Source organism: Paenibacillus sp. EKM211P (genome assembly GCF_011066175.1).
In the GTDB taxonomy this organism is placed as follows: domain Bacteria; phylum Bacillota; class Bacilli; order Paenibacillales; family Paenibacillaceae; genus Paenibacillus; species Paenibacillus polymyxa.
In genome coordinates this window covers 1-21,089 of record NZ_JAAMNS010000006.1, presented here as the reverse complement: position 1 = coordinate 21,089, position 21,089 = coordinate 1, and the positions used below count along the sequence as shown (strand labels likewise).

Sequence of the window (21,089 nt, the reverse complement as noted above, 5' to 3'; positions counted from 1 at the left end):
TATCGCAGATTATGGTCTAACATAAGAATAGCCCCCCGAACCGCGACTTTGGTTAAATAACGGCTCGGGGGGCTTTGTAATTGTTAGTTAATGAGTGCAGCTTTTTGTAAGAGCACATGCAGCACCTTGGCAGATGCCTCACGTGTTGTAGGTGCATTCGGCTGGAAGTAGGAAGAGCCTTTAATCGTGGCTCCGTTAATAATACCTGCCGCACTTACTTTTTCAATACTGTCCTTGGCATAGCCTGCAAAGGATGAAGTATCATGGTATGGTGTGCGTGCAGGACCATCGGCTGCTGTTTTGATTTGAAGCAGGTCTACTGCTTTGCCCAGCACAACAGCAATTTCTTGACGACTGATATTTGCTTGCGGATCAAACTTGTCGTTGTTGCGACCTGTAATCAATCCGGCCTCATAAGCGGCCGCCACATCCCCGGCATACCAGCTACCTGCCGGAATATCACTAAATGGTGCAGCAGTACCTGGTGTCAGGCCAAGTGCCCGGGTGACCAAGGCTGCAAATTCTGCACGCGTCACGTTTTGCTTCGGTGAGAATTTCGTGTCGGTTGTGCCGTTAATGAGCAATTTATTTGCAAGCGATTGAATTTCGGATTGGGCATACGACGATGAAATATCTTCAAAGCTAACAGGTCGTGTCGCCGCTGCATACGTCGAGAAGCCCGGACGGCTTACCTTAACGACGGTAGATCCATCAACTTGCTTGGTGAAGACGGATGGGACGGGATAGACATTTCCGTTCGCTGTATAGAGCACACCGGCTGTATTAGGATCAATTTGACCAGGTACGGTAAAGGATCGGCTAATAAATTGTCCTGGCGCAACTTTGAGCGGTTGGCTCTTACCGCCAGTGATTACGTTGGCCTCAAACCCTACCGGGGTGCCGATCACATTCGAGCCTTTAAGCTTGCTTGTAAATGTGCCGCTCGCCTCTGCTTGGCTACTGATGACCACTTCAATGCCCGCACCTTCAGGTGCATTTTTTAGAACAGATACTGGCAATGCCAGGGAAGAACCTGTATTACTCACAACCAGGCTGCTTCCTGCTGCGGCTTTGCCCAGCGTTGCCAGCTGTGACGAAGTGAGTGATGCTTTAGTCGTTTGGCCTGCTTGGCTAGTAGCCGACAATACGATAGCTGTTGGGCTGGAGCCAGCTGCTGTCACGGCAGCCTGCATGTCTGCATCAGCTACTGTCAGTGACTGTACATTATTGTTTAACGCAACGGCTGTAGGCACAGCTTTTACAGCTTGTCCTTGCTTCACTACGCTTTGCAGTGAAGGTGCAGATGTAGCGACAGGGGTGGATGTATTCGTTGCAGCAGAAGGTGTAGTATTGCTTCTGCCGCCACCGCCGCCACCTCCACCGCCGCCACTATTACCGCCCGATGGGGCACTATTATCCACACGGATCGATTTCGTGGCAGTGAACAGTTTAGGACCATCGGGATTGCGTTCGACTTCTCCCTTTTCATTCAGTTCTGGAGAGCTGACTTCCAGCTTGTACACGCCATCCTTCAAGTGTTGAATAACCGGCTGACCGTTAGCATCCAGAACAGGCTTGCCATTATCATCAAATTCAACATAACTTCCGTTAATCCCCTTAAAGGAATATGCGCCTTGTTTGAGGCGAGCGTTAGCTCCTTGTTCTTTGGTAGTGGCAATCCCATCAATCAGACCGATTAGCTTATCATCTAATCCGTATACATAGAGCGCGATCTGATTGGTTTTATCTGTGGTCAGACGGAAAGCCAAATCTGTTGTGCGCTCCGCACCTGTACGACTTGGATAAATAATCGGGTTCGTGAAACTTAGATCCTGCAAGCCGAAGCCTGTCGTTGGATTTTCTTTGCCGACATGCACAACGAACGGAAGATGAAGTGTCGGCTGTCCAGCGCTTTTTAAAATAACTTCTCCTTCATATACACCTGTAGCTGCATTTGCGCTCGGTTGTACAGACAGGAAGAACGGTTGTGACTTGCCAGGTTCTGCCGAGATGGCTCCATTCGCACCGATACCCTGCAACTGAACGGCAATGTTGCTCACATCAGGGGTAGCAATAGGCTTCGTCGGATCAGAGGTGACATTATCATGTAAAACATAGCTGGCTTCATACTGTACAGTGTTAGCAGACAAGTTTTTGAGTTGAAGCTGAATTTGCTTCGCATCACTACCCGGTCTTAACACCCCGAAGCTGGCGGAAGGATTGTAATTCACAACCTCTTGACGATTAAAGTTCTTGTCAAGAATCGTAATCTTTTCAACGGTTTCCAGCAGGGCTGGAGTCTGAATCGCATTCGCGATGTTTACAAGACCTGCACCTTGGGAATACACATCATATTGGATTTTATCCTCATCAAAGAGTGTAACCGAAGTATTTGCCAAAGCAGCGCGGATATCAAACGGTGTCCAGTTTGGATGCTGCTGCTTCAGCAGCACAGCAAGTCCAGCCACATGTGGAGATGCCATACTCGTTCCGTTGCTGCGTTTGTAAGCTTGCTCATAGGATGCATCCGGATAGAACTTGGCGAAGGCAGGGTACGTCGACAAAATGCCAACACCCGGTGCGCTTACGTCTGGCTTGATGCTTAGCAGTTCATCTCCATTGGGTCCACGGGAGCTAAAATCGGCCATGGTATTACCTGAATGATCTGTGCGAATATAGTCTGCACCAAAGGAAACGGAGAATTTTTCTCCAGCGTTGTCTACGATTTGTTTAGCCAGCGCGCGACCTTCCTTACCTTTCATGTCAAAGGTCGGAATAAAGTCAAAGCTGTCACCCAAATTGGAATTTACGTAGTCATCGCGACCTGAAATGCTTTCCCCTAAATCAGCCTTGGTGATGTCACCAGGTTTCGTATTTCCATTGAAAACAATGACGGCTTTCGCGCCGTTTTCTTTCGCATTTGCGATTTTATCCACGAACGCCAGGTTGCCCCGTGATACGAGGACAATTTTGCCGGCTACGTCTTTTCCTTCAAAATCATCAGCTTGTCCCAAATTAGCATATACAAGCTCATAAGGGGCAGTTCCCATAACGGAGGCAAAGTCCTCTCTGCCTGTCTCCCAGCCCATTAAATTAAAGTCGTAATGTGCATAGGTATCAGTAGTTACGGTTTTCTTTAATTCACCGTTGTCCTCCCAATAGGAGTCGCGTGTCACTGAGGCTGTGCCTGAGAAGCTCTTGCTTGGTGAAGTGGCTGCACCAACGGAAATCGCTAGCTGGGATGTTGCGGGAGAACCCATGGAATAAAAATAGGGTCCTTGTTGTGCAGCGTTACCGTTCGCGATGACCGCGACTACCCCGGAAAGTACCGCATTATTGATGGCGATGGCATCCGGGGAGTTGGGATCCTTTTCAGAATCTGAACCTAGCGACAGGTTGATGACATTCATGCCATCCTTGACAGCACGTTCAATACCGTCAATGACCTGAGCCGAGGAACCGGAGGAACGACCGGTCTTGGTATTGCGTCCAAGCACCTTATACACATATAAGTCCGATTTATAGGCAATGCCTTTTTGTACAATATCCGAGGATTTATTTGCAGCTTTCCCGGCAATGGTACCGGAGACATGAGTACCATGTGTCGTTCCACTAAAACCTGTGCCGTACGGATCATTCTCTTTTTCAAGGAACGGTTCCTCGTAAGGGTCGTTGTCCTGTTCAAAAGAGTCATATCCGCCTTTGTAGGCCTCTTTCAAATCTGGATGCTCATAATCAATACCGGTATCAATAACCCCGACCTTGATTCCCTCGCCATGCAATCCTTTGGCCCAGGCTTCAGGCACACCAATTTGGTCCAGTGGTGCATTGTCATAAGTGGCTTCATTGGCTGTAAGTGTTGGTGGGTCCTGCACGGGGATGGAATAATATGTTTTGTTTTCGTGAATGGATTTAACGCCTGGTAGTTTAGCCAATTCTGGAATTTTATTGGCTGGCACTGTAACCTCCAGTCCGTTAAGCACCGTATTGTACTGGTAATTCACTTGAAGGGAAATGCCGTGCTCAGCGGCTTGGTCTACGAACGTTGTTTGCTCGGTGGCGATCGCAGATTCGGCTTTTTGCTCGGATTGAGCGGTGAAAGCTTTGGCGCTTGAACGTGCGGCATATTTGTCCACAGCTAGGGGCTCACCATCAAGCTGTACGATGACTCTGACCTGACGAGAGGAGTCTGTGCTCAGCTCAGGTGAGATAAAGGCTGGAGCCGACTCAATAGTTAATGCTTCCTGAGCTTTTAAAAATGAGTCGATTGGCAGATCTGCAGTAGCGGCAGAACTGAAAGACGGTAGAGATAAGCTTACCGTCAAGGCAAGAGCGAGTGATACGACAGGTATTTTTTGCAAAATGATCGGCTTTTTCAAAGATTTCCCTCTTTTCAATCAAAATATGATATCTCTACATACTAGGATTTGAAGCCACTGCCGTTGTTCTCACGCCTCCCTTAATATCTAAAATAATAGAATTGACCACTGGTGACTAACTTGCCAGTTTTGAGGCATATCTTACCATATTGGTGGGATATATTACTATATGTTTTTTATATTTTTAGAAAAAATAAGGTTAACTTCACATATAGATTCCATGGAAATGTTATGAATTCACTAGATTATTTTTGAAATCAATCGAAGAGGAATGGGAGAATGCAAGATTTAATGATATAATCTGCATTGGAATTGTAGAGGTTACACAATCACGTAAAATGCTTAAGGTGAAGGAGTCGATTATGTTGGCAAAAACATTGATTTTTGGGCATAAAAATCCGGATACGGATACCATTTGCTCAGCTATTGCTTATGCAGACTTGAAAACCAAACTGGGCGCGGACGTAGAGCCGGTTCGTCTGGGCGAGGTTAACGGGGAAACGCAGTATGCGCTGGATTATTTCAAAGTGAGCGCGCCGCGTCTGGTTGAGCAGGTTGCTGCCGAAACAGACAGCGTCATTCTGGTCGATCATAATGAACGCCAGCAAAGCGCAACTGACATTGACAAGGTGCGCGTAACTGAAGTCATTGATCACCACCGGATCGCTAACTTTGAAACAAGCCAGCCGCTGTACTTCCGCGCTGAGCCAGTAGGTTGCACAGCCACCATTTTGAACAAGCTCTACAAGGAAAATGGTGTAGCCATTCCCAAAGAAATCGCAGGTCTGATGTTGTCCGCGATTATTTCTGATTCCCTGTTGTTCAAGTCCCCGACTTGCACAGATCAGGATGTAGCCGCTGCCCGCGAACTGGCTGAAATTGCTGGTGTGGATGCAGACCGTTACGGTTTTGACTTGCTTAAAGCGGGTGCTGATTTGAGTGGCCACACGATTGAGCAGTTAGTAAGCTTGGATGCCAAAGAATTCCAGATGAATGGACGCAAAGTGGAAATCGCACAAGTGAACGCAGTAGACGTAAACGACGTATTGTCCCGTCAAGCTGATCTGGAAGCTGCTTTGTCCCAAACCATTGCAGCCAAAAATCTTGATCTGTTCTTGTTCGTCGTAACAGACATTGTGAACAGTGATTCCATTGGTATTGCGCTGGGAAGCCAGGCTCAGGCAGTTGAAAAAGCCTACAATGTACAGTTGGATGACAACAAGGCTGTTCTGAAAGGCGTCGTATCGCGCAAATCGCAAATTGTACCTGTATTGACTGAAGCTTTTAACAGTTTGTAATGATAAAAAATAAGCCTCCTGAACCCGACTGCATGAGGGCAGTGGAAGCAGGAGGCTTATTTTTATTTTTATTTCTTCAGCTCTGCCAGAGTGTCCTCGATACGAAATTCAAATGCTAACTTCAACTGATCGCTCATCAGGTGCCAGGCACTTTCAGCTACAGCGAGATCGCCGCTATGAGTAAAAGCATGTGCGGCGCCCATATATTTCTTATATGTTACGGGCACATCCGCTTCAATCAGCCGCTTGGCGTACAGCTCAGCTTCATCAGCCAAGGAGTCTAGCTCGGCCGTTATGATCAGCGCAGGAGGAAGATCATGCAGCGATTCTGCATAAATAGGAGAAACCAACGGATTTCGCGCCTCATCTGGCGAGCGCAAATAGCTTTCATTGAAGATTTTTGCCACGCGAGGCGGGATCGCCTTCTCAAATTGGGGCTTCAGCTTGGGATCTGTAGCAATATCCAGTGATGGGTAATCCAGCACCTGATACACAATTGGGAATTCTTTGCGATCCCGGGCCATAAGACACAGCGCTGCTGCAAGATTACCTCCTGCACTATGTCCGCCGACCGCAATGCGTTGGGGATCGATGTTTAGTACGTCAGGATGCTTGCACACCCATTGGGTCACATCATAACTTTCCTGTAGCGGAATAGGGAATTTATGCTCCGGGGCCAAGCGATAATCGACATTAACGACGACACAATTCGCTCGTTCGGCAATGACCGGGCACCAGGGGTCATCCATTTCAGCGCTGCCCATTATGAATCCGCTACCATGAAAATTGACGAATACAGGGAGTGGATCAGCAGACCGGAGGGAAGCTTCATATACAATTACCCTTGAATCACCTACAGAGGTGGGGATCATTCTCTCAGTCCGATGTACTTTGGGAGCATGCGAAGGCTTAAAATCGGATGCTGTTATCATTCGACCAGCCGATCTGCGGGCAAGTTTGACGAACAGATTTTGTCTCAGTCTTCGCACCATTTGTCTTTCTCCTCTCTGAGGGCGCTGGGGGTGGTTAGACGCGAACCTTTAACATCTTCAAAAGCATCTCGTACGCGTGACAAATAGGTCTGAAACTGGCAGAGCTCCGATTCAGTAAAGTCTGACATCAGACGTGAAGCCAGCCCTATGAAAAAAGGGTCCATCTGCTGGATTTTACTTCTTCCTTTATCATTCAGAGAAACAAAAACTCCCCGCTTGTCATTGGGATCGTCGTATTTATTTATGAATCCTTCTTGCTCAAGAGAAATGACCATAGAACTGATGGCTGCCCGGCTGACACCCATCTTTTCAGCCAACGCTGAAGGAGATGACATTTCATCTCTTTGCGCAGAAAGTACACAAAGTGCAATATATTGCCCATAGGAGAGACCAAACTCACGTGAACGTTTTTCCATATTTTTTCTTATTTCGTATGTTATAGAAAATAAATCTACCAAAACACCAATCGGTTTATTGCCACCTGGAAATAGGTTATAAGCCAGTTGACGAATTTCGGAGTCCAAAAAAAAGAACATGCGATCCACCTCGATGTAGTTAATTAGTTAACTGTAATTTAATTAACCACTGGTTGCAATGATTTATACAAACTTTGTTCTGCATTTTTTGAAAAAGTATCGGCAAAACGTCACTTCCAGGGTCCGATGCACTGTTCAATACCTTGATCCACAAGAGCTTGGATGGATGGCTGACGCAAGGTGCGTCCTTCTTGCCACCGCCACTCACTATATTGAATTTTGGCGGTAAACATGGGCTTCACCCAAAATGCGTCTTGATGCCGATCCGGTTTGTTAATAAAAGGTCGCTCCGATAGAGTATGTGGCATCAGGCGCTCGGTAAGCTGATGCCAATCTCCACGAGTCAGCTTACCTGTACCCACGTGCCCGATATAGCGCAGCATTCCTTGCTTATCATACTGGCCCAGCAATACAGCGTTGATCACACCTCCGTTCAGGGTATAGCCACCGATAACGGCAATGATATCGCCATAATTTTTGACCTTGACCCATCGTCTGTCCTGTCCGCCCAATGTGTAGGGACTATCCAGTTTTTTGCACACAATACCTTCCATTCCTTGGCTACACATAACCTGAAAAAGAGCCTGTCCATCAGGATGAGCAGGAGCCAGTTGGATCCGTTCATTCGGTATGATGATCTGATGCAGCAGTTCAAGCCTTTCCTGTAACGGTTTGCGATGAACCCATTCCCCATTTAGATATACAATGTCAAACAACATGTAAGTAGCGGGTACGGCTTCATAGGCTGCCTGAATTCGCTCCGTCCGGCGAATCAGATCCCGGCGCATAATTTCATGGAACGACGGTTTACCGTCGGCACCAAGTGCGATCATCTCCCCGTCCAGTATGACTGAATCTGCCCTACAGTAGGAGGAGAAGCGAGCAAGCTCCGGGTACAACAGCGTTCGTTCATGCTGCTTACGATTGAACAGACGCGTGTTGCCCTGGTCGTGATACGTTAAAATTCTTGTACCGTCCCATTTTATTTCGTAACGCCAAGGGCCTGCATCTATAGGGACTTTTTCACTCAGTTCTGGTTCAAACGGGATGACAGGTTTCATTTCCGTACCCAATACAGCACCTCCCTTTACCTTAATTGGAATAAATATAGTGTCGACGATAGTTCCTTTTTTATGTATGTGATGTTTCGCTATCCCCTAAATAGGGGAATGATAAGGATATCTAGCGTGGGTATCAAGTGAATGCAGCGTTCGTTCGCATGGAGTCGTTACGGCATTTCTTCAGTCAGAAAGGGGATTGGTCTCATGAGACAAATTCGCGAGGAAGACCATGCAGTAGTCATGGTGGATGATGGACAGGTAGTTGCAGAAGTAGGTTATAAATCCGTAGATGACCACTCTCTGGTCATTGACCATACATTTGTATCTGAACAGTTACGGGGTCAAAAAATTGGCAAGGAGCTCATCGACAAAGTTGTTGCTATGGCGAGGGAACAGCATAAAAAGGTGATCCCTGCTTGCTCGTACGCGCTGGCTCTGTTCAAGCGTCATCAGGAATACAGTGACGTCTGGCAGCAATGAATATTGCTATCAAGGCGCGTTATTGCATAGCCGACACAACACCGGAGTGGGGAACGATCCCTTCCCGGTGTTTTTTGTGTGCATAAAGCTTGTAAAATGAATGCATTCTACCGTTGATATTGGGAAGTAAGAGTGGTTCCCAAATCGATGAAGCATATTTCCTGGAGAATGGCTGTGAAATTGTTCATACTGTTGTCACTTCACAGGCTATCTATGAGTTCTATATAATATATTATGGTTATGACCGCAAAAATAACGAAAACCTGAATTTAAACGAAGGAGACGCTCATGATGAATAAAGCGAGTGAGGACAAGCAGTACGTTCCAACGAGCAATCGTAATTTTACAGCCTTGATTATCACCGTTTCCATTATAGCCAATGTGATTATTTTGCTGCTGTTCTTTTCGCCGATCGGATACCAGGGGAGTGTTAGTTTTGATCTCACTATTTTCCCAAGGTTGAATGCGATTTTTAACAGCTTCACATTTATTTTCTTGGTGGCTGCATTGGTTGCGATTTTCAAGAAAAACATTAAGGTGCATAAAACCTTTATTCTGCTGGCCTTCGCCAGTACCGTTTTGTTTTTGTTTTCCTATCTGACCTTCCATTACATTTCACCGGAAACTGCAAAATATGGCGGTGTGGGTATCCTTCGGCCGATTTACTTTACGCTGTTGATTTCGCATAGTATATTGGCGGCGATTATCGTACCGTTGGCGCTATTCACAGTTGTATGGGGATGGACGATGCAGGTAGCAAAACATCGTAAAATTGCCCGTTGGACGATGCCTATTTGGCTATATGTGAGCTTGACTGGAGTTTTGGTGTACGTTTTCATGGCTCCATATTATTAATAGATATGAATCCTCTGTGGGTTGATTTGGCAAACATGGCGTCTCTATTAAAGAGGCGTCTTTTTTGTATCCAATAAAAGAAAAATTATTCCTTCTAAATTTATTTTATTGAAAAAATGTTCCTTCTATAACGGTATTTCTGTTATAATTTACCTTAATCAACTAAGAACAAGGGGGTCACCATGTGACAAAGAAAGCGAAAGGCAGGTTACGGTTGCTTGTATCTATGCTGGCGCTGGTTGTACTGCTGAGCGGCTGCGGTGGCGGAGGCTCAAAGCCGGAAAAGGTAGACGGAGGGAAAGTGACACTCCAATTTTGGACCATTGCGCTACAACCTACATTTACCCCGTATTTCAATCGGGTCATTGCCGATTATGAGCAGAAGAACCCTAATGTCAAAATTGATTGGAAGGATTACCCGTATGATGCAGTGACCAATAAGTTGTTGACGAGTATCGCTAGCAACAGCAGTCCGGATGTAGTGAATCTCAATACGGAATTTGCTAGCCAAATGGGCTCTAAGGGCGCTGTTGTTGATATGAATGAACACTTGTCGCCTGAGGAAAAGGCTGCTTATTTCGAAGGTATTTATAATTCGACTGTTATTAACGGTAAAGCTTATGCACTCCCCTGGTATACAGGCACGGAAGTGCTTTACATGAATACTAAGTTGGTTAAAGCAGCTGGATTGGACCCTGCCCATCCGCCCAAAACGCGGGAGGAATTGTCAGAATGGGGCCGCCAAATCAATAGAAAAATCGGTAAGGCCGGCTATGCTCAGCAGCTTGTATCCAAGCTTTTTGCGGTTGACGGTATTCCTATCTTAAATAAAGAAAAGACAGCAGCTGCATTCAACACACCAGACGCAGTCACCATGATCGATAATCTAAAAAAACAGATGGAAGATGGAGTCGTGCTTAAGGAAGATGCTGACTTCTCGCAGCAAGTGAAATATTACGCTGGCGAGCAGGTTGCCTTCGAGCTGGCGGGCCCGACATTCATTAATTTTATCAAAACGGCAGCGCCGGACGTATATAAAAATACGATTGCTGTTCCCGTCCCAACCGGCAAAGCTGATTTGCGGCTTTCCAACTCTATGGACCTGGTCGTACCTACCAAGTCTGCACATATAGACGAGGCGGTGAAATTTGCTGTTTTCTTAACAAATGCAGAGAGTCAAACGGCATTTTCTAAAGAGGCCAATACACTACCTTCCACAAAAGAATCGATTAAAGACCCGTATTTTACTCAGTCTGACCAATCATTAGAGGCACAAGCCAAGGTAGTATCTGCACAAAGCTTGGATAAGGCGACAGATTATATGGTCGGTGTGCCTAATGCCAAGGATGTGAACAGCGCGATCGCGCGAGCCTTGCAAAATATTTTATTGAACGGAAGTAATACGAAGGAGACGCTTACTGCCTTGGAGCAGGAAGTGAATGATATTTTAAAGCAATAGGTATGACAGGGGAGTAATGCGAATACTCCCCTGTTCATTTATCAAAATCAGGTGGTGATGCAGCATGATCAAATGGTTGAGGTCGGAGTCCTTTACGGCCTGGGCCTTTATGACGCCGGGACTGTTATTGCTTGCCGTCTTTGTATTTTGGCCTATTATTTACAGCATTCCGCTGGCATTGACGGACTACTCTGTCATATCAGATACCCATTTTGTCGGCCTGGATAATTTTGAAGCAGCGTTTAAGGACCGTAACTTTCTTATTTCGATTTGGAACTCATTGTTGTACGTGCTCATTGTTCCCTTTCTTCAAATATTCTCTATCCTGATGGCTGTGCTGGTGAACAGTCGTATCCCCGGAATTAAAATATTTCGTACGACCTACTACATCCCTGTTGTGACTTCGATGGTAGCTGTGGCCTTAATTTGGAGCTGGCTGTTGGGCAATAACAGCGTAGTGAACTATTTGCTTATACAAGTCGGTTTGATTAGCAAAGACATACACTGGTTATCGGACAGCAATTTAGCCTTGTATGTACTGATGTTCATTACGATGTGGAAGGGACTCGGGTATTATATGATGCTCTATCTGGCAGGATTACAAAACATTCCTCAAGATCTGTACGAAGCCGCTAGGGTGGATGGAGCCAGTCGATGGCGTCTGATTGTTCATATTACACTTCCGCTGCTGAAGCCATACGTTCTGTTTTGTACCCTCATATCGCTCATGTCAGCTATTCGCGTATTTGATGAGGTATATGTGTTAACCAAGGGTGGACCGGGAACGGCCACGTTGACATCCAGCTTGTATATTTTTCAAAAGGGGATGGAGCAGTTTAATTTTGGGTACGCTTCGGCACTTGGCTTAATTGTCGGTGCAATGATTGCGGTACTTAGTATTATTGTATTCCGATTCAATAGGAAAGGCGGTGTCAATCCCTATTGATGAATCTACAGAATGATAAAATGCTACGCTCGTCTCTTCCTAAAAAAGAAAGCAGTCGCATCATGCGTAGTCTTGGTCGAGTGCTCAGAATGACGGTAATGTATGTGCTTTTAGTGCTGCTAGCCCTCTTTTTGATGGGACCGTTTCTATGGCTGCTTAGTGTATCCCTCATGCCAGGCCGTAATATTTTTTCAACGCCGCCTGCGATCTTCCCGACCTTTATTGATTTCGACAACTATGTTCAGGTGTGGCAGTTCATGGATTTTCCTAAATATATGCTGAATACAGTCATCATTACGGTGTTGGGCGTTGTGCTCAATGTGGTACTGGCCAGTTTGACGGGGTATCCCTTGGCTGTGTTTCGCTTTAAGGGTAAAAATGTGGTGTTTACGCTGCTGATTGCTACAATGATTATTCCTTCTTACACGGCATTTATTGTGCATTATCTGACCATTCAAGGGCTTCATCTGGGCAATACATATATGGGTGTGGTGTTGCCTGGGGCAGTCTCTGTGTTCAACATTTTTCTAATGCGGCAGACGTTTATTCATATTCCCGCCGATGTGCGTGATTCGGGTAAAATGGACGGCGCTTCGGAGTTTCGAATTTGGTGGCAACTGGTGCTTCCGCTGGTCAAGCCGGCGCTTGCTGTGATTTCTCTGTTGGAGGCCATGTCGTTCTGGAACAGCTTCCTATGGCCTATCGTTATTCTGAACGATACGGAGCTATACCCGCTGGCAGCTGCACTTACGTATCTCAATGGTCAGTTTGCCTATAATTTTGGCTGGATTGCTGCAGGCACAATGATTTCGGTATTGCCGATCATTATATTGTTCCTGTTCACGCAGCGCTATTATATGGAAGGCTTGGCGGGAGCGGTGAAAGGATAATTCAGAAGTCTCGGCTACGGAGAGCCCGTAAATGGAAGGAGACGATTGCGATGGAACTGTCCAAAAGAATGAGACCTAATTCGGATGTAGGGCTAACACCGCAGGAGGTTCAATATTATTTTCGTGATGTGTATGACAGTGGGGACAAACTGGTTATCTCTGAACCGAACCTGATCTGTGAACTGTCCTCTCGCTTCGCAATGAATCAGGAGTATGAAGGTGTGCTTGACCCCGAGGGACCGATCCGACTCATTGCACCTCCGGGGCCCGGTGTTCCGACTGAAACAAGGGGAAGCGTGCAGTTGATGCTCGAATATGACGGAACGCTTACTGCCGATGGATATCGTTTGGACATTCAGAAGGAAGGGAGAATTGAAATCCATGCGTCCAATAAAAGAGGGCTTAAGTACGGCATGGATGCCCTGCATCTCCTGCTTCAAGTAGAACAGGAACGATGTGCGCTACCGGTGATGTCTATTCGGGATGAGCCTTCCTTTCCGGTCAGAGGAATCATTGAAGGTTTCTACGGGAAACCGTGGAGTTTCGCAGATCGGCTGGATTCCGTTCATTTTATGGCTGTGCATCGGATGAACACGTTTATGTACGCTCCCAAGGACGATCCCTATCATCGCGAGCTATGGAGGGAACCGTACCCCGAGGAGACATTTGCCCAAATCCGCGAATTAAAGGAAGCCTGTGAACGGCACGAGATTGATTTTCACTATTGTATTAGTCCAGGGAATGACCTGAACTTTGGTAGCGCTGAAGATTTTCTCAAATTGACGGAGAAGCTGGCAGCCATGATAGCGATAGGCGTACGTCATTTTTCTGTATTAATGGATGATATTGATTACGTCCTTAAAGGGGAAAATCGGCATTTGCTGGGCCGCTCGGGCCACGCTCATGTCTTTTTGACGAATAAGGTTCATACATGGTTGGCTGAGCGGCTGCCTGAATTTACGCTGACAGTCTGTCCATCGGAATATTGGTCCTATTGGGATACCGAATACAAAAAGGATTTCCGGGAGCGATTGCATCCAGATATTAAGGTATTCTGGACGGGATACTTTGTATTTGCTCCACAGATTGGTCGCCAGCATGCTGCCGATAACCATGCATTCTATGGGCATGAGCTGTGGTTATGGGATAACATCCCGGTGAATGATTGTGACCATGATCGGTTATTCCTCGATCCGCTGCGCGGACGGTATTCCGGGCTTCCAGCTTGCGGACATACCGGCATGGTGGCCAACCCAATGAACCAATGGGAGTGCTCCAAGGTGACGCTTATTACGATGTCCCACTATATGTGGAACAGTGAGCGTTATATGCCGGAGCTGTCCTGGGAATGGGCTGTGCGGGAGTTAGCGGGGGAGCATGCAGATGAACTGATGTTTTTCTGTCGCCAAAACAAGAACAGCCGACTGGGCAGCAGCACGTATGAGGACGTGGACCTTGCCTTGCAAATGCGCGATATCCCTGCGCTGGATATCTACTTCGAGCGGCTGCTTCACGTTGTGAGCGTCCTACAGAATATATCTGCCAATGATGCGGCGGCAGGCTTCGTGGCACAGGCTACGCCTTGGCTGGAACGTGCCAAGTTGGATGTGGACCTGTGGCAAGTGCTGCGCCAAGCTGCGCTAGGCAACGAGCGCCAGAACGATGTGCAGTCGCTAGGAAACCTCATGCAGAGCGAAGCAACTGGCGGACAAAAGCCGCCGCCTCTGGCGGACGAGGTCGTGGACGAACTACGACGCGGTATCACGGCTTGCCTAGAAGCAGAGACTCGACTGGGGAGCAATCCAGCGATCCGTGCCGCCGTGCAGTGGGGCTATGTCGATCAGGATGAACAAGGCAAATATCGACTGATCTTGTGAGAATTGGTGATGGTTAAGAAACAAGACAGCATAGCTGCCTTGAAAATTACCATTTGCCGTTAGAATAACGGTAATTTCCAGGAGAGGTGGAGCGTATGGTGAAGCCAAATACCCGATTACTTTTTGTACCGCTGGATGAGCGGCCCTGCAATTATCAATTTCCTTACTTACTAGCACAGGGCACAGACCTTGAAATGGAGCGCCCTCCTTTAGAATGGATGGGACAAAAGAAAATCCCTGGCGATACGACCAGGCTATGGACGTGGCTCGAAGAACGTGCGGCGACTGCTGATGGAGCGATTATTGCGATGGATACGCTGCTGTACGGGGGAATCGTACCCTCTCGGCTACACGGAATGTCGAGTGAGCAGGTCAGGGACAGGGCTAATCGTCTTCGCAGGTTGAAGCAGCTATACCCGCAACTGACTTTGTATGCCTTTCAATTGATTATGCGTTGTCCGCAATACTCTTTGGCTGATGAGGAACCAGACTACTATGCTGATTGGGGTCGTGAAATATTTAGAAAAGGCTTCATTGAGCATCGTCAGGAGCTAGCGATCGCTACCGCAGAAGAGTTGCTGGAATTAGCGGACATCAACAAGCGTTTGCCTATAGAGATTTTGGACGATTATCTAGGGCGTCGCCGTGTGAATTTGGAAGCTAATCAAGTAGCACTGGAACTGGTAGCAGAAGGCGTGATTGATTTTCTGATCATTCCACAGGATGATTCGGCTCCCTACGGCTATACCGCCAAGGATCAACAGCGACTAAGAAGTCGTATTTCCGAGCTTGGGCTGGATTTGAAAGTATACATGTATCCGGGGGCAGACGAAGTGGGTTGTACGTTGCTAGCTCGTTGGGTGAATCGGACGAATCATGTAGTTCCACTGGTATATCCTCGATTATCTGCTTTGCAGGGGGCGTTCTTAGTCCCGCTTTTTGAGGATCGTTATTTTTACGAAACGTTAAAGTATCAGATTATAGCGGCAGGTGGGCTGATTGCTTCCTCAGCAGCGGAGGCTGATTTGATTTTGCTGGCCAACACACCTGGTGACACGATGGCAGAAGCTTCATCCCAGCAGCATGCGATGGCCGGATATGATGTACATCGGAATCTGGTAGAACTGGTGGAGTACGGTGCTCATATGCAGCATGATGCCAATAAACATATTGCAATTGCTGATGTAGCTTACGCCAACGGCGCCGATCTCAAGCTGCTTAGACTATTGAAGCAAAAAGGACTGCTTTTTAAGCTGGCAGGCTATGCAGGCTGGAATACCAGTTCTAATACGCTCGGTACCGTCATTGCCCAGTCCATGCTTTATGTTCGCTATGGTCCTACGGAGGAACACCTGGATTTTCTGGGGCTACGCTACGCTGAGGATGCCTGTTATTGCGCTGTGGTACGTACAGCTATGAATAATGGAATTGTGGAGCAGATGGGTTTTAACAAGTTTATGCTTGATGGACCTAGAGGATCGGTAGCTACAGTTATTCGCGGACGGCTGGAGCAGGCGCTCGATGAATATGTGAACGGGCCGGAGGGTCGCGTGGAAATTACAGATTGCTACATGCCGTGGAACCGTACCTTTGAAGTTGGATTGACCGTTCGGCATTATGCTGAGGAGAGGGAGTGATTCCTATGGAGATGGAAGCTATATTATCCAAGGTTCGGCATGGACTGATCGTTTCCTGTCAGGCGCTACCTGGCGAACCGTTGCATGGAACAGATTTTATGGTCAAAATGGCACGTGCTGCACAGGAGGGTGGAGCTGTAGCGATTCGTGCCAATGGTGCATCGGATGTACGTGCGATTAAACAGGCGATCCCTCTACCAGTCATTGGTTTGATTAAACGGGATTATGATGATTCTGATGTTTACATTACGCCTACCCTCCGTGAAATGGAGGAACTGGTGGAGGCAGGTGCGGATATCATTGCACTGGATGCCACATTACGACCGCGCCCAGCGGGGGGCAAGCTGAAGCAACTCATAGATTACGCTCATGAGCACGGAGTCACCTCCATGGCGGATATATCGACACTGGAGGAGGCGCTTCATGCGGCTTCCCTTGGTGTAGGCTGCGTATCCACGACGTTATCCGGTTATACGCCATATTCTACTCAGATAGAGGGTCCGGATCTGGAATTGGTGCGGAGAGCATCAGAGCTGGTTCCTGTTCCTGTCATTGCAGAAGGCAGATTCCATGATCCGGCACAAGTAGAGGAAGCATTTCGGCTGGGTGCACATGCAGTGGTTGTAGGCTCGGCGATTACTAGACCCCAATTGATTACGCAGCGGTTTGCCGATGCCGCAAGGAAGGCAGTGAAATGCATCTATGGAGATGAACGACCGAATTAACACGTATTATCCTTCATTAACGAAATCGGAGCAAAAAGTCGCTTTGTGCGTACTGGAGTGCCCCGCTGACATCATATATTTCTCCGTGACGGAGCTGGCTGACTTTGCAGGTACAGGCGAAACGACGGTTATGCGTTTTTGCCGGAAAATTGGTTTTAAAGGGTATCAGGATTTCCGACTGTCGCTGGCACAAAACCAGACTTATCGAAAAACCGATATGAGCGAGGAGAACATCGACCCAGATCACGAACATGATATTACCCGCACGGTGTATCACAATATGCTCGATATTTTGCACTCCAGCATGGGGCTCTTGGACCGTTCGGAGCTTAGTCGTGCGATAGCGTGTCTCGATCAAGCGGGTTATGTTCAATTTTTCGGTGTAGGTGCATCGGGAATTTCCGCACAGGATGCTAAAAACCGATTCTTGCGGATTGGGCGGCGCGCCGAGGCTGTGGCAGACGGACATATTCAGTCGATGATGGCCGTGTCCATGAGTCCTGGTGATGTCGCTATTGGCATCAGTGTATCAGGAAGTACACTGGATACCAACGACATGCTGCACAAGGCCAAGCAGAACGGAGCAACAGTTATCGCAATTACGAATTATGCAAAATCACCTATTACCTCCATTGCAGATATTGTTTTACTGACCGCAGGGAAGGAAGCTCCGATAGAAGGCGGTTCAATCGGCGCCAAAATCTCACAGCTATTCGTGATTGACCTCATCTGCGAAGGACTTGCTCGCAAGCACACAAGCCGCACCGAAGAGATGAAGGAAAAAACAGCGAGGGCGGTTATTGAACGAAGTTATTGAGATTCTGCGGTTGTAGATTAGAATATGATACGCTCCGACAGTTCATCATGTTTTTCTATCTATAGAAGGTTTGTGCTAAGAGCTCGTAAGCTTTTATGTGGGGGAACAAGGAGGATATGGTGGTGGCAGTTGCATTGAACAAAGTCATTGGGGTCGACATTGGAGGAACTTCCGTAAAGGCCGCCATAGTGGCGCGGGATGGATCGGTACTTGATGAAATCCGAATGGATACAGATGCCTCACGTGGGCGTGAATGGGTGTTGTCGCGTGTGTCTGAGGCTGTATTCGAACTGATGCGTTCATTTGGAGATACCAGTGTGAGTACCCCTATAGGTATAGGCGCTTTAGGTATTGCTACTGCTGGCAGAGTGAACGTGGAGAGCGGTGAAGTTGTGTACGCCACAGATAACCTGCCTGGCTGGCAGGGGACATCCTTGGTGGAGTGGGCTAAAGAAAAGTTGGCGCTACGTGCGGTTGCAGATAATGATGCGAACGCTGCGTTACTAGGAGAAGCGTGGCAGGGAGCTGGGAAGGGCAAACAGCGCTTGGTCATGCTCACCTTGGGAACAGGGGTCGGAGGCGCGTATATGGAAAATGGCTTCTTGTGTAGAGGGGCTCACTGGAGCGGCGGCGATTGGGGGCACAGTATTTTATTTCCCGAAGGTCACCCTTGTAATTGCGGGAAAAAGGGATGTGCCGAGCAATACGTATCAGGTAGTGCCCTGTTACGTCGAGGCAGTGAATACACCGGAAAACTGTACCGTTCGGGGAACGAGATTGTGACAGAGGCCGCTCACGGCAATCTGAAGACTATTCAGGCACTGGACGACTACACGGCAGATTTAGCTGTGCTTCTGGCTAATATTTCGGTGACCCTTGATCCTGAGTTGATCATTGTTGGGGGAGGAGTAGCGGATGCGGGAGAGGTATGGTGGCCCTTGCTGGAAAAGCATTTGTACCAACTGGGAGTTCAAACAGAAGTAAGTCGGGCAATGTTGGGCAATCGCGCTGGATTCATCGGCGCTGCTAGACTAGCTTTTGAAGTGATGGAATCTTAGTACAAAAATGAAAGGGGAACGAACCATGACGCAAAAACGGCTTGATGCCGATGTTGTTGTGATTGGCGGAGGTCTGGGAGGGACATCGGCAGCCCTTGCGGCGGCGAAAGCTGGTATGAGAGTCATCATGACAGAGGAGACGGACTGGCTGGGAGGGCAATTAACTTCACAGGCTGTTCCCCCAGATGAGCACCGATGGATCGAACAGTTTGGTTGCACAGCAACATATCGTCAGTTCCGTAATCGTGTACGCGAGTATTACCGTCAGAACTATCCGTTAACCGAAGAAGCCTACAATGATCCGATTCTTAATCCTGGGAACGGCTGGGTAAGTCGTCTGGCTCATGAACCACGGGTAGCTCTACAGGTGCTTGAGGATATGCTTGCTCCTTATTTAAATACGGGACGTGTTCGTGTATATTATCACACCGTGCCTATTGCTGCTCAGACAGATGGAGATTCTATCACTTCTGTTACCGTCCGCACCTCGTATAATCCTGATCATAAGAGTGGCCTCAGAGTGCTGCATGGAACGTTTTATCTGGATGCCACAGAGTGTGGTGATCTCCTTCCCATGGCGGGTGTGGAGCATACGAGTGGAGCGGAGTCCCGAGCTGCAACGGGGGAGCCTCATGCACTGGAGTATGCTAATCCTCTTGATATGCAATCTATCACGCATGTGGCTGCTGTAGACTACATTCCTCAGGAAAGCTTCATTATAGAGCGACCGCAACAATACGATTTCTGGAGAAATTATATCCCGTCCTTTTCCCGTTTTCCGATTTTGAGCTGGTTTGCAACAGATGCAGATGATACCAGTAAGCTAAAACAGTTCACATTATTCCCTAACGATCAGGGTATTGTATCCTTATGGGATTATCGTCGTATCGTAGATCCTTCCATATGGAGCGAACCGCTAAACGATGGTGAGGTTACTCTTTTAAACTGGGCTCAAAATGATTATTACCTGGGACCATTGATTGGTGTCACCGCTCAGGAGCAGGCAAGGCATCGAGAAGGAGCGCGTGAGTTGACTCGTTCATTAATATATTGGCTTCAAACTGAGGCTCCCCGATTAGATGGAGGTTTCGGCTATCCAGGAATTCGACCACGGGGTGATTTTCTTGGCACTTCTGACGGTCTGGCTAAAACGGCTTATATTCGCGAGTCGCGCCGGATTAAGGCCAAGTATACGATTTCGGAGTTTGATGTAAGTCGTGAGCTTCGGGGGAAGGAGGGACCCAAACGGTATTCAGACAGTGTAGGTGTGGGCAGCTATCATTTAGATCTTCATCCGACTACGGTATCTCAGCGAACCTTTTACATCCCTAACTATTCTTATGAAATTCCATTGGGTTCACTGATTCCTGTGAGAGTACGTAATTTGCTTCCTGCATGCAAAAATATAGGGATGACTCAAATAGCCAATGGTTGCTATCGGCTACATCCTACAGAATGGAATATAGGAGAATCATCGGGAAGCTTGGCGGCTTACTGTGTCTCCAACGGAGTATATCCTATTGAAGTGAGCCGATCAGAAGAACATCTTGGACGTTTTCAAAATGTTCTCCTTCGTCAAGGTGTGGAGCTGCATTGGCCAGTAGAGGTGTTCGAACCAGAAGGAGTGACCAGTTAATGAAGGGGCACTAGCCCCTTGACTGATTTATCGGAGCAGAAAATGAGTAGATGTATTCAAAAAATAAAAATAATAAAAAAATACTTGCTAAGTTGCTTAGGTATATGATATATTATTTGAGCTGACAACAAAACAGCCGTTTCGAAAGAAAATAACTAGGGCGAAACAAACTTCGAAAAGAAGAAAAAAATAACCCTTGCATTTTTGAAATGAACATGATATGATCTTATAGCTGCTGAAAAACGCAGCGAAAAAGAATTTGATCTTTGAAAACTGAACAACGAGTGAGTAAATGATTTTGTTCGCAAAATCAAACAATGAGATATTTTATCTCGTCAGTTTCAAAATGAGCTAATCGCTCTTTCGATAAACCAACTTCGGTTGGTCTTTAATGGAGAGTTTGATCCTGGCTCAGGACGAACGCTGGCGGCGTGCCTAATACA

The 21,089-nt window shown here is 47.3% G+C and carries 16 protein-coding genes; 12 read left to right on the top strand and 4 right to left on the bottom strand.

The window, feature by feature from the left end; translation table 11 throughout:
* Positions 1-83: 83 nt before the first annotated feature.
* Positions 84-4,379: a S8 family serine peptidase gene (locus G9G57_RS11605; RefSeq protein ID WP_164964962.1), complete on the bottom strand. Its 4,296-nt coding sequence runs from the start codon at positions 4,377-4,379 to the stop codon at positions 84-86.
* A 362-nt stretch (positions 4,380-4,741) separates the two neighbouring features.
* Between G9G57_RS11605 and G9G57_RS11600 the strand changes: the two genes are divergently transcribed.
* Positions 4,742-5,677 carry a manganese-dependent inorganic pyrophosphatase gene (locus tag G9G57_RS11600; protein WP_016820240.1) on the top strand — a complete coding sequence of 312 codons (936 nt, stop codon included), beginning with the start codon at positions 4,742-4,744 and terminating at the stop codon, positions 5,675-5,677.
* A gap of 68 nt (positions 5,678-5,745) precedes the next feature.
* On the opposite strand, the gene G9G57_RS11595 is transcribed toward G9G57_RS11600, so the two are convergent.
* From G9G57_RS11595 to G9G57_RS11585, 3 genes are all read right to left on the bottom strand, one after another.
* Positions 5,746-6,669, bottom strand: coding sequence for an alpha/beta hydrolase (locus G9G57_RS11595; RefSeq protein ID WP_016820241.1), 924 nt, complete (start codon positions 6,667-6,669; stop codon positions 5,746-5,748).
* Complete coding sequence (locus G9G57_RS11590; protein WP_016820242.1) at positions 6,654-7,205, bottom strand: MarR family winged helix-turn-helix transcriptional regulator; 552 nt, start codon at positions 7,203-7,205, stop codon at positions 6,654-6,656. Before G9G57_RS11590 ends, G9G57_RS11595 begins: the two co-directional genes overlap by 16 nt.
* A gap of 110 nt (positions 7,206-7,315) precedes the next feature.
* A complete protein-coding gene (locus G9G57_RS11585) occupies positions 7,316-8,278 on the bottom strand; it encodes an ATP-dependent DNA ligase (RefSeq protein WP_185156686.1) in 963 nt (320 codons plus the stop codon).
* Between the two features lie 192 nt (positions 8,279-8,470).
* On the opposite strand from G9G57_RS11585, the gene G9G57_RS11580 reads away from it, so the two are divergent.
* The 11 genes from G9G57_RS11580 to G9G57_RS11530 all read left to right on the top strand — a co-directional run bounded on the left by G9G57_RS11580 (position 8,471) and on the right by G9G57_RS11530 (position 20,646).
* On the top strand, positions 8,471-8,746 hold the full coding sequence (locus G9G57_RS11580; RefSeq protein ID WP_013369011.1) for a GNAT family N-acetyltransferase: 276 nt from the start codon (positions 8,471-8,473) through the stop codon (positions 8,744-8,746).
* 288 nt (positions 8,747-9,034) lie between these two features.
* Positions 9,035-9,601: a DUF420 domain-containing protein gene (locus tag G9G57_RS11575; protein WP_013369012.1), complete on the top strand. Its 567-nt coding sequence runs from the start codon at positions 9,035-9,037 to the stop codon at positions 9,599-9,601.
* Positions 9,602-9,785: 184 nt separating this feature from the next.
* Complete coding sequence (locus tag G9G57_RS11570) at positions 9,786-11,060, top strand: ABC transporter substrate-binding protein (protein ID WP_016820244.1); 1,275 nt, start codon at positions 9,786-9,788, stop codon at positions 11,058-11,060.
* 64 nt (positions 11,061-11,124) lie between these two features.
* Positions 11,125-12,006, top strand: coding sequence for a carbohydrate ABC transporter permease (locus tag G9G57_RS11565; protein WP_016820245.1), 882 nt, complete (start codon positions 11,125-11,127; stop codon positions 12,004-12,006).
* Positions 12,006-12,896, top strand: coding sequence for a carbohydrate ABC transporter permease (locus tag G9G57_RS11560; protein ID WP_117290312.1), 891 nt, complete (start codon positions 12,006-12,008; stop codon positions 12,894-12,896). Before G9G57_RS11565 ends, G9G57_RS11560 begins: the two co-directional genes overlap by 1 nt.
* Positions 12,897-12,946: 50 nt before the next feature.
* On the top strand, positions 12,947-14,773 hold the full coding sequence (locus G9G57_RS11555; protein ID WP_016820247.1) for a protein O-GlcNAcase: 1,827 nt from the start codon (positions 12,947-12,949) through the stop codon (positions 14,771-14,773).
* 95 nt (positions 14,774-14,868) lie between these two features.
* Positions 14,869-16,410, top strand: coding sequence for a DUF4127 family protein (locus tag G9G57_RS11550; protein ID WP_164964961.1), 1,542 nt, complete (start codon positions 14,869-14,871; stop codon positions 16,408-16,410).
* Positions 16,411-16,415: 5 nt separating this feature from the next.
* Positions 16,416-17,135 (top strand): N-acetylmannosamine-6-phosphate 2-epimerase, encoded by a 720-nt coding sequence (locus G9G57_RS11545; RefSeq protein WP_164964960.1) that lies wholly within the window; start codon positions 16,416-16,418, stop codon positions 17,133-17,135.
* Positions 17,113-17,952 (top strand): MurR/RpiR family transcriptional regulator, encoded by an 840-nt coding sequence (locus G9G57_RS11540; protein WP_017425714.1) that lies wholly within the window; start codon positions 17,113-17,115, stop codon positions 17,950-17,952. Before G9G57_RS11545 ends, G9G57_RS11540 begins: the two co-directional genes overlap by 23 nt.
* A gap of 116 nt (positions 17,953-18,068) precedes the next feature.
* Entirely contained in the window at positions 18,069-19,010 is a 942-nt protein-coding gene (locus G9G57_RS11535; protein ID WP_238799284.1) for an ROK family protein, read from the top strand.
* Between the two features lie 25 nt (positions 19,011-19,035).
* Positions 19,036-20,646: an FAD-dependent oxidoreductase gene (locus G9G57_RS11530; protein WP_164964958.1), complete on the top strand. Its 1,611-nt coding sequence runs from the start codon at positions 19,036-19,038 to the stop codon at positions 20,644-20,646.
* Positions 20,647-21,089 lie beyond the last annotated feature (443 nt).

Coding starts and splice junctions, on each gene's coding strand:
- G9G57_RS11600 (WP_016820240.1), top strand. CDS start 4,742: ATGTTGGCAAAAACATTGATTTTTGGGCATAAAAATCCGGATACGGAT.
- G9G57_RS11595 (WP_016820241.1), bottom strand. CDS start 6,669: ATGGTGCGAAGACTGAGACAAAATCTGTTCGTCAAACTTGCCCGCAGA.
- G9G57_RS11590 (WP_016820242.1), bottom strand. CDS start 7,205: ATGTTCTTTTTTTTGGACTCCGAAATTCGTCAACTGGCTTATAACCTA.
- G9G57_RS11580 (WP_013369011.1), top strand. CDS start 8,471: ATGAGACAAATTCGCGAGGAAGACCATGCAGTAGTCATGGTGGATGAT.
- G9G57_RS11575 (WP_013369012.1), top strand. CDS start 9,035: ATGATGAATAAAGCGAGTGAGGACAAGCAGTACGTTCCAACGAGCAAT.
- G9G57_RS11565 (WP_016820245.1), top strand. CDS start 11,125: ATGATCAAATGGTTGAGGTCGGAGTCCTTTACGGCCTGGGCCTTTATG.
- G9G57_RS11560 (WP_117290312.1), top strand. CDS start 12,006: ATGAATCTACAGAATGATAAAATGCTACGCTCGTCTCTTCCTAAAAAA.
- G9G57_RS11555 (WP_016820247.1), top strand. CDS start 12,947: ATGGAACTGTCCAAAAGAATGAGACCTAATTCGGATGTAGGGCTAACA.
- G9G57_RS11550 (WP_164964961.1), top strand. CDS start 14,869: ATGGTGAAGCCAAATACCCGATTACTTTTTGTACCGCTGGATGAGCGG.
- G9G57_RS11545 (WP_164964960.1), top strand. CDS start 16,416: ATGGAGATGGAAGCTATATTATCCAAGGTTCGGCATGGACTGATCGTT.
- G9G57_RS11540 (WP_017425714.1), top strand. CDS start 17,113: ATGGAGATGAACGACCGAATTAACACGTATTATCCTTCATTAACGAAA.
- G9G57_RS11535 (WP_238799284.1), top strand. CDS start 18,069: ATGGTGGTGGCAGTTGCATTGAACAAAGTCATTGGGGTCGACATTGGA.
- G9G57_RS11530 (WP_164964958.1), top strand. CDS start 19,036: ATGACGCAAAAACGGCTTGATGCCGATGTTGTTGTGATTGGCGGAGGT.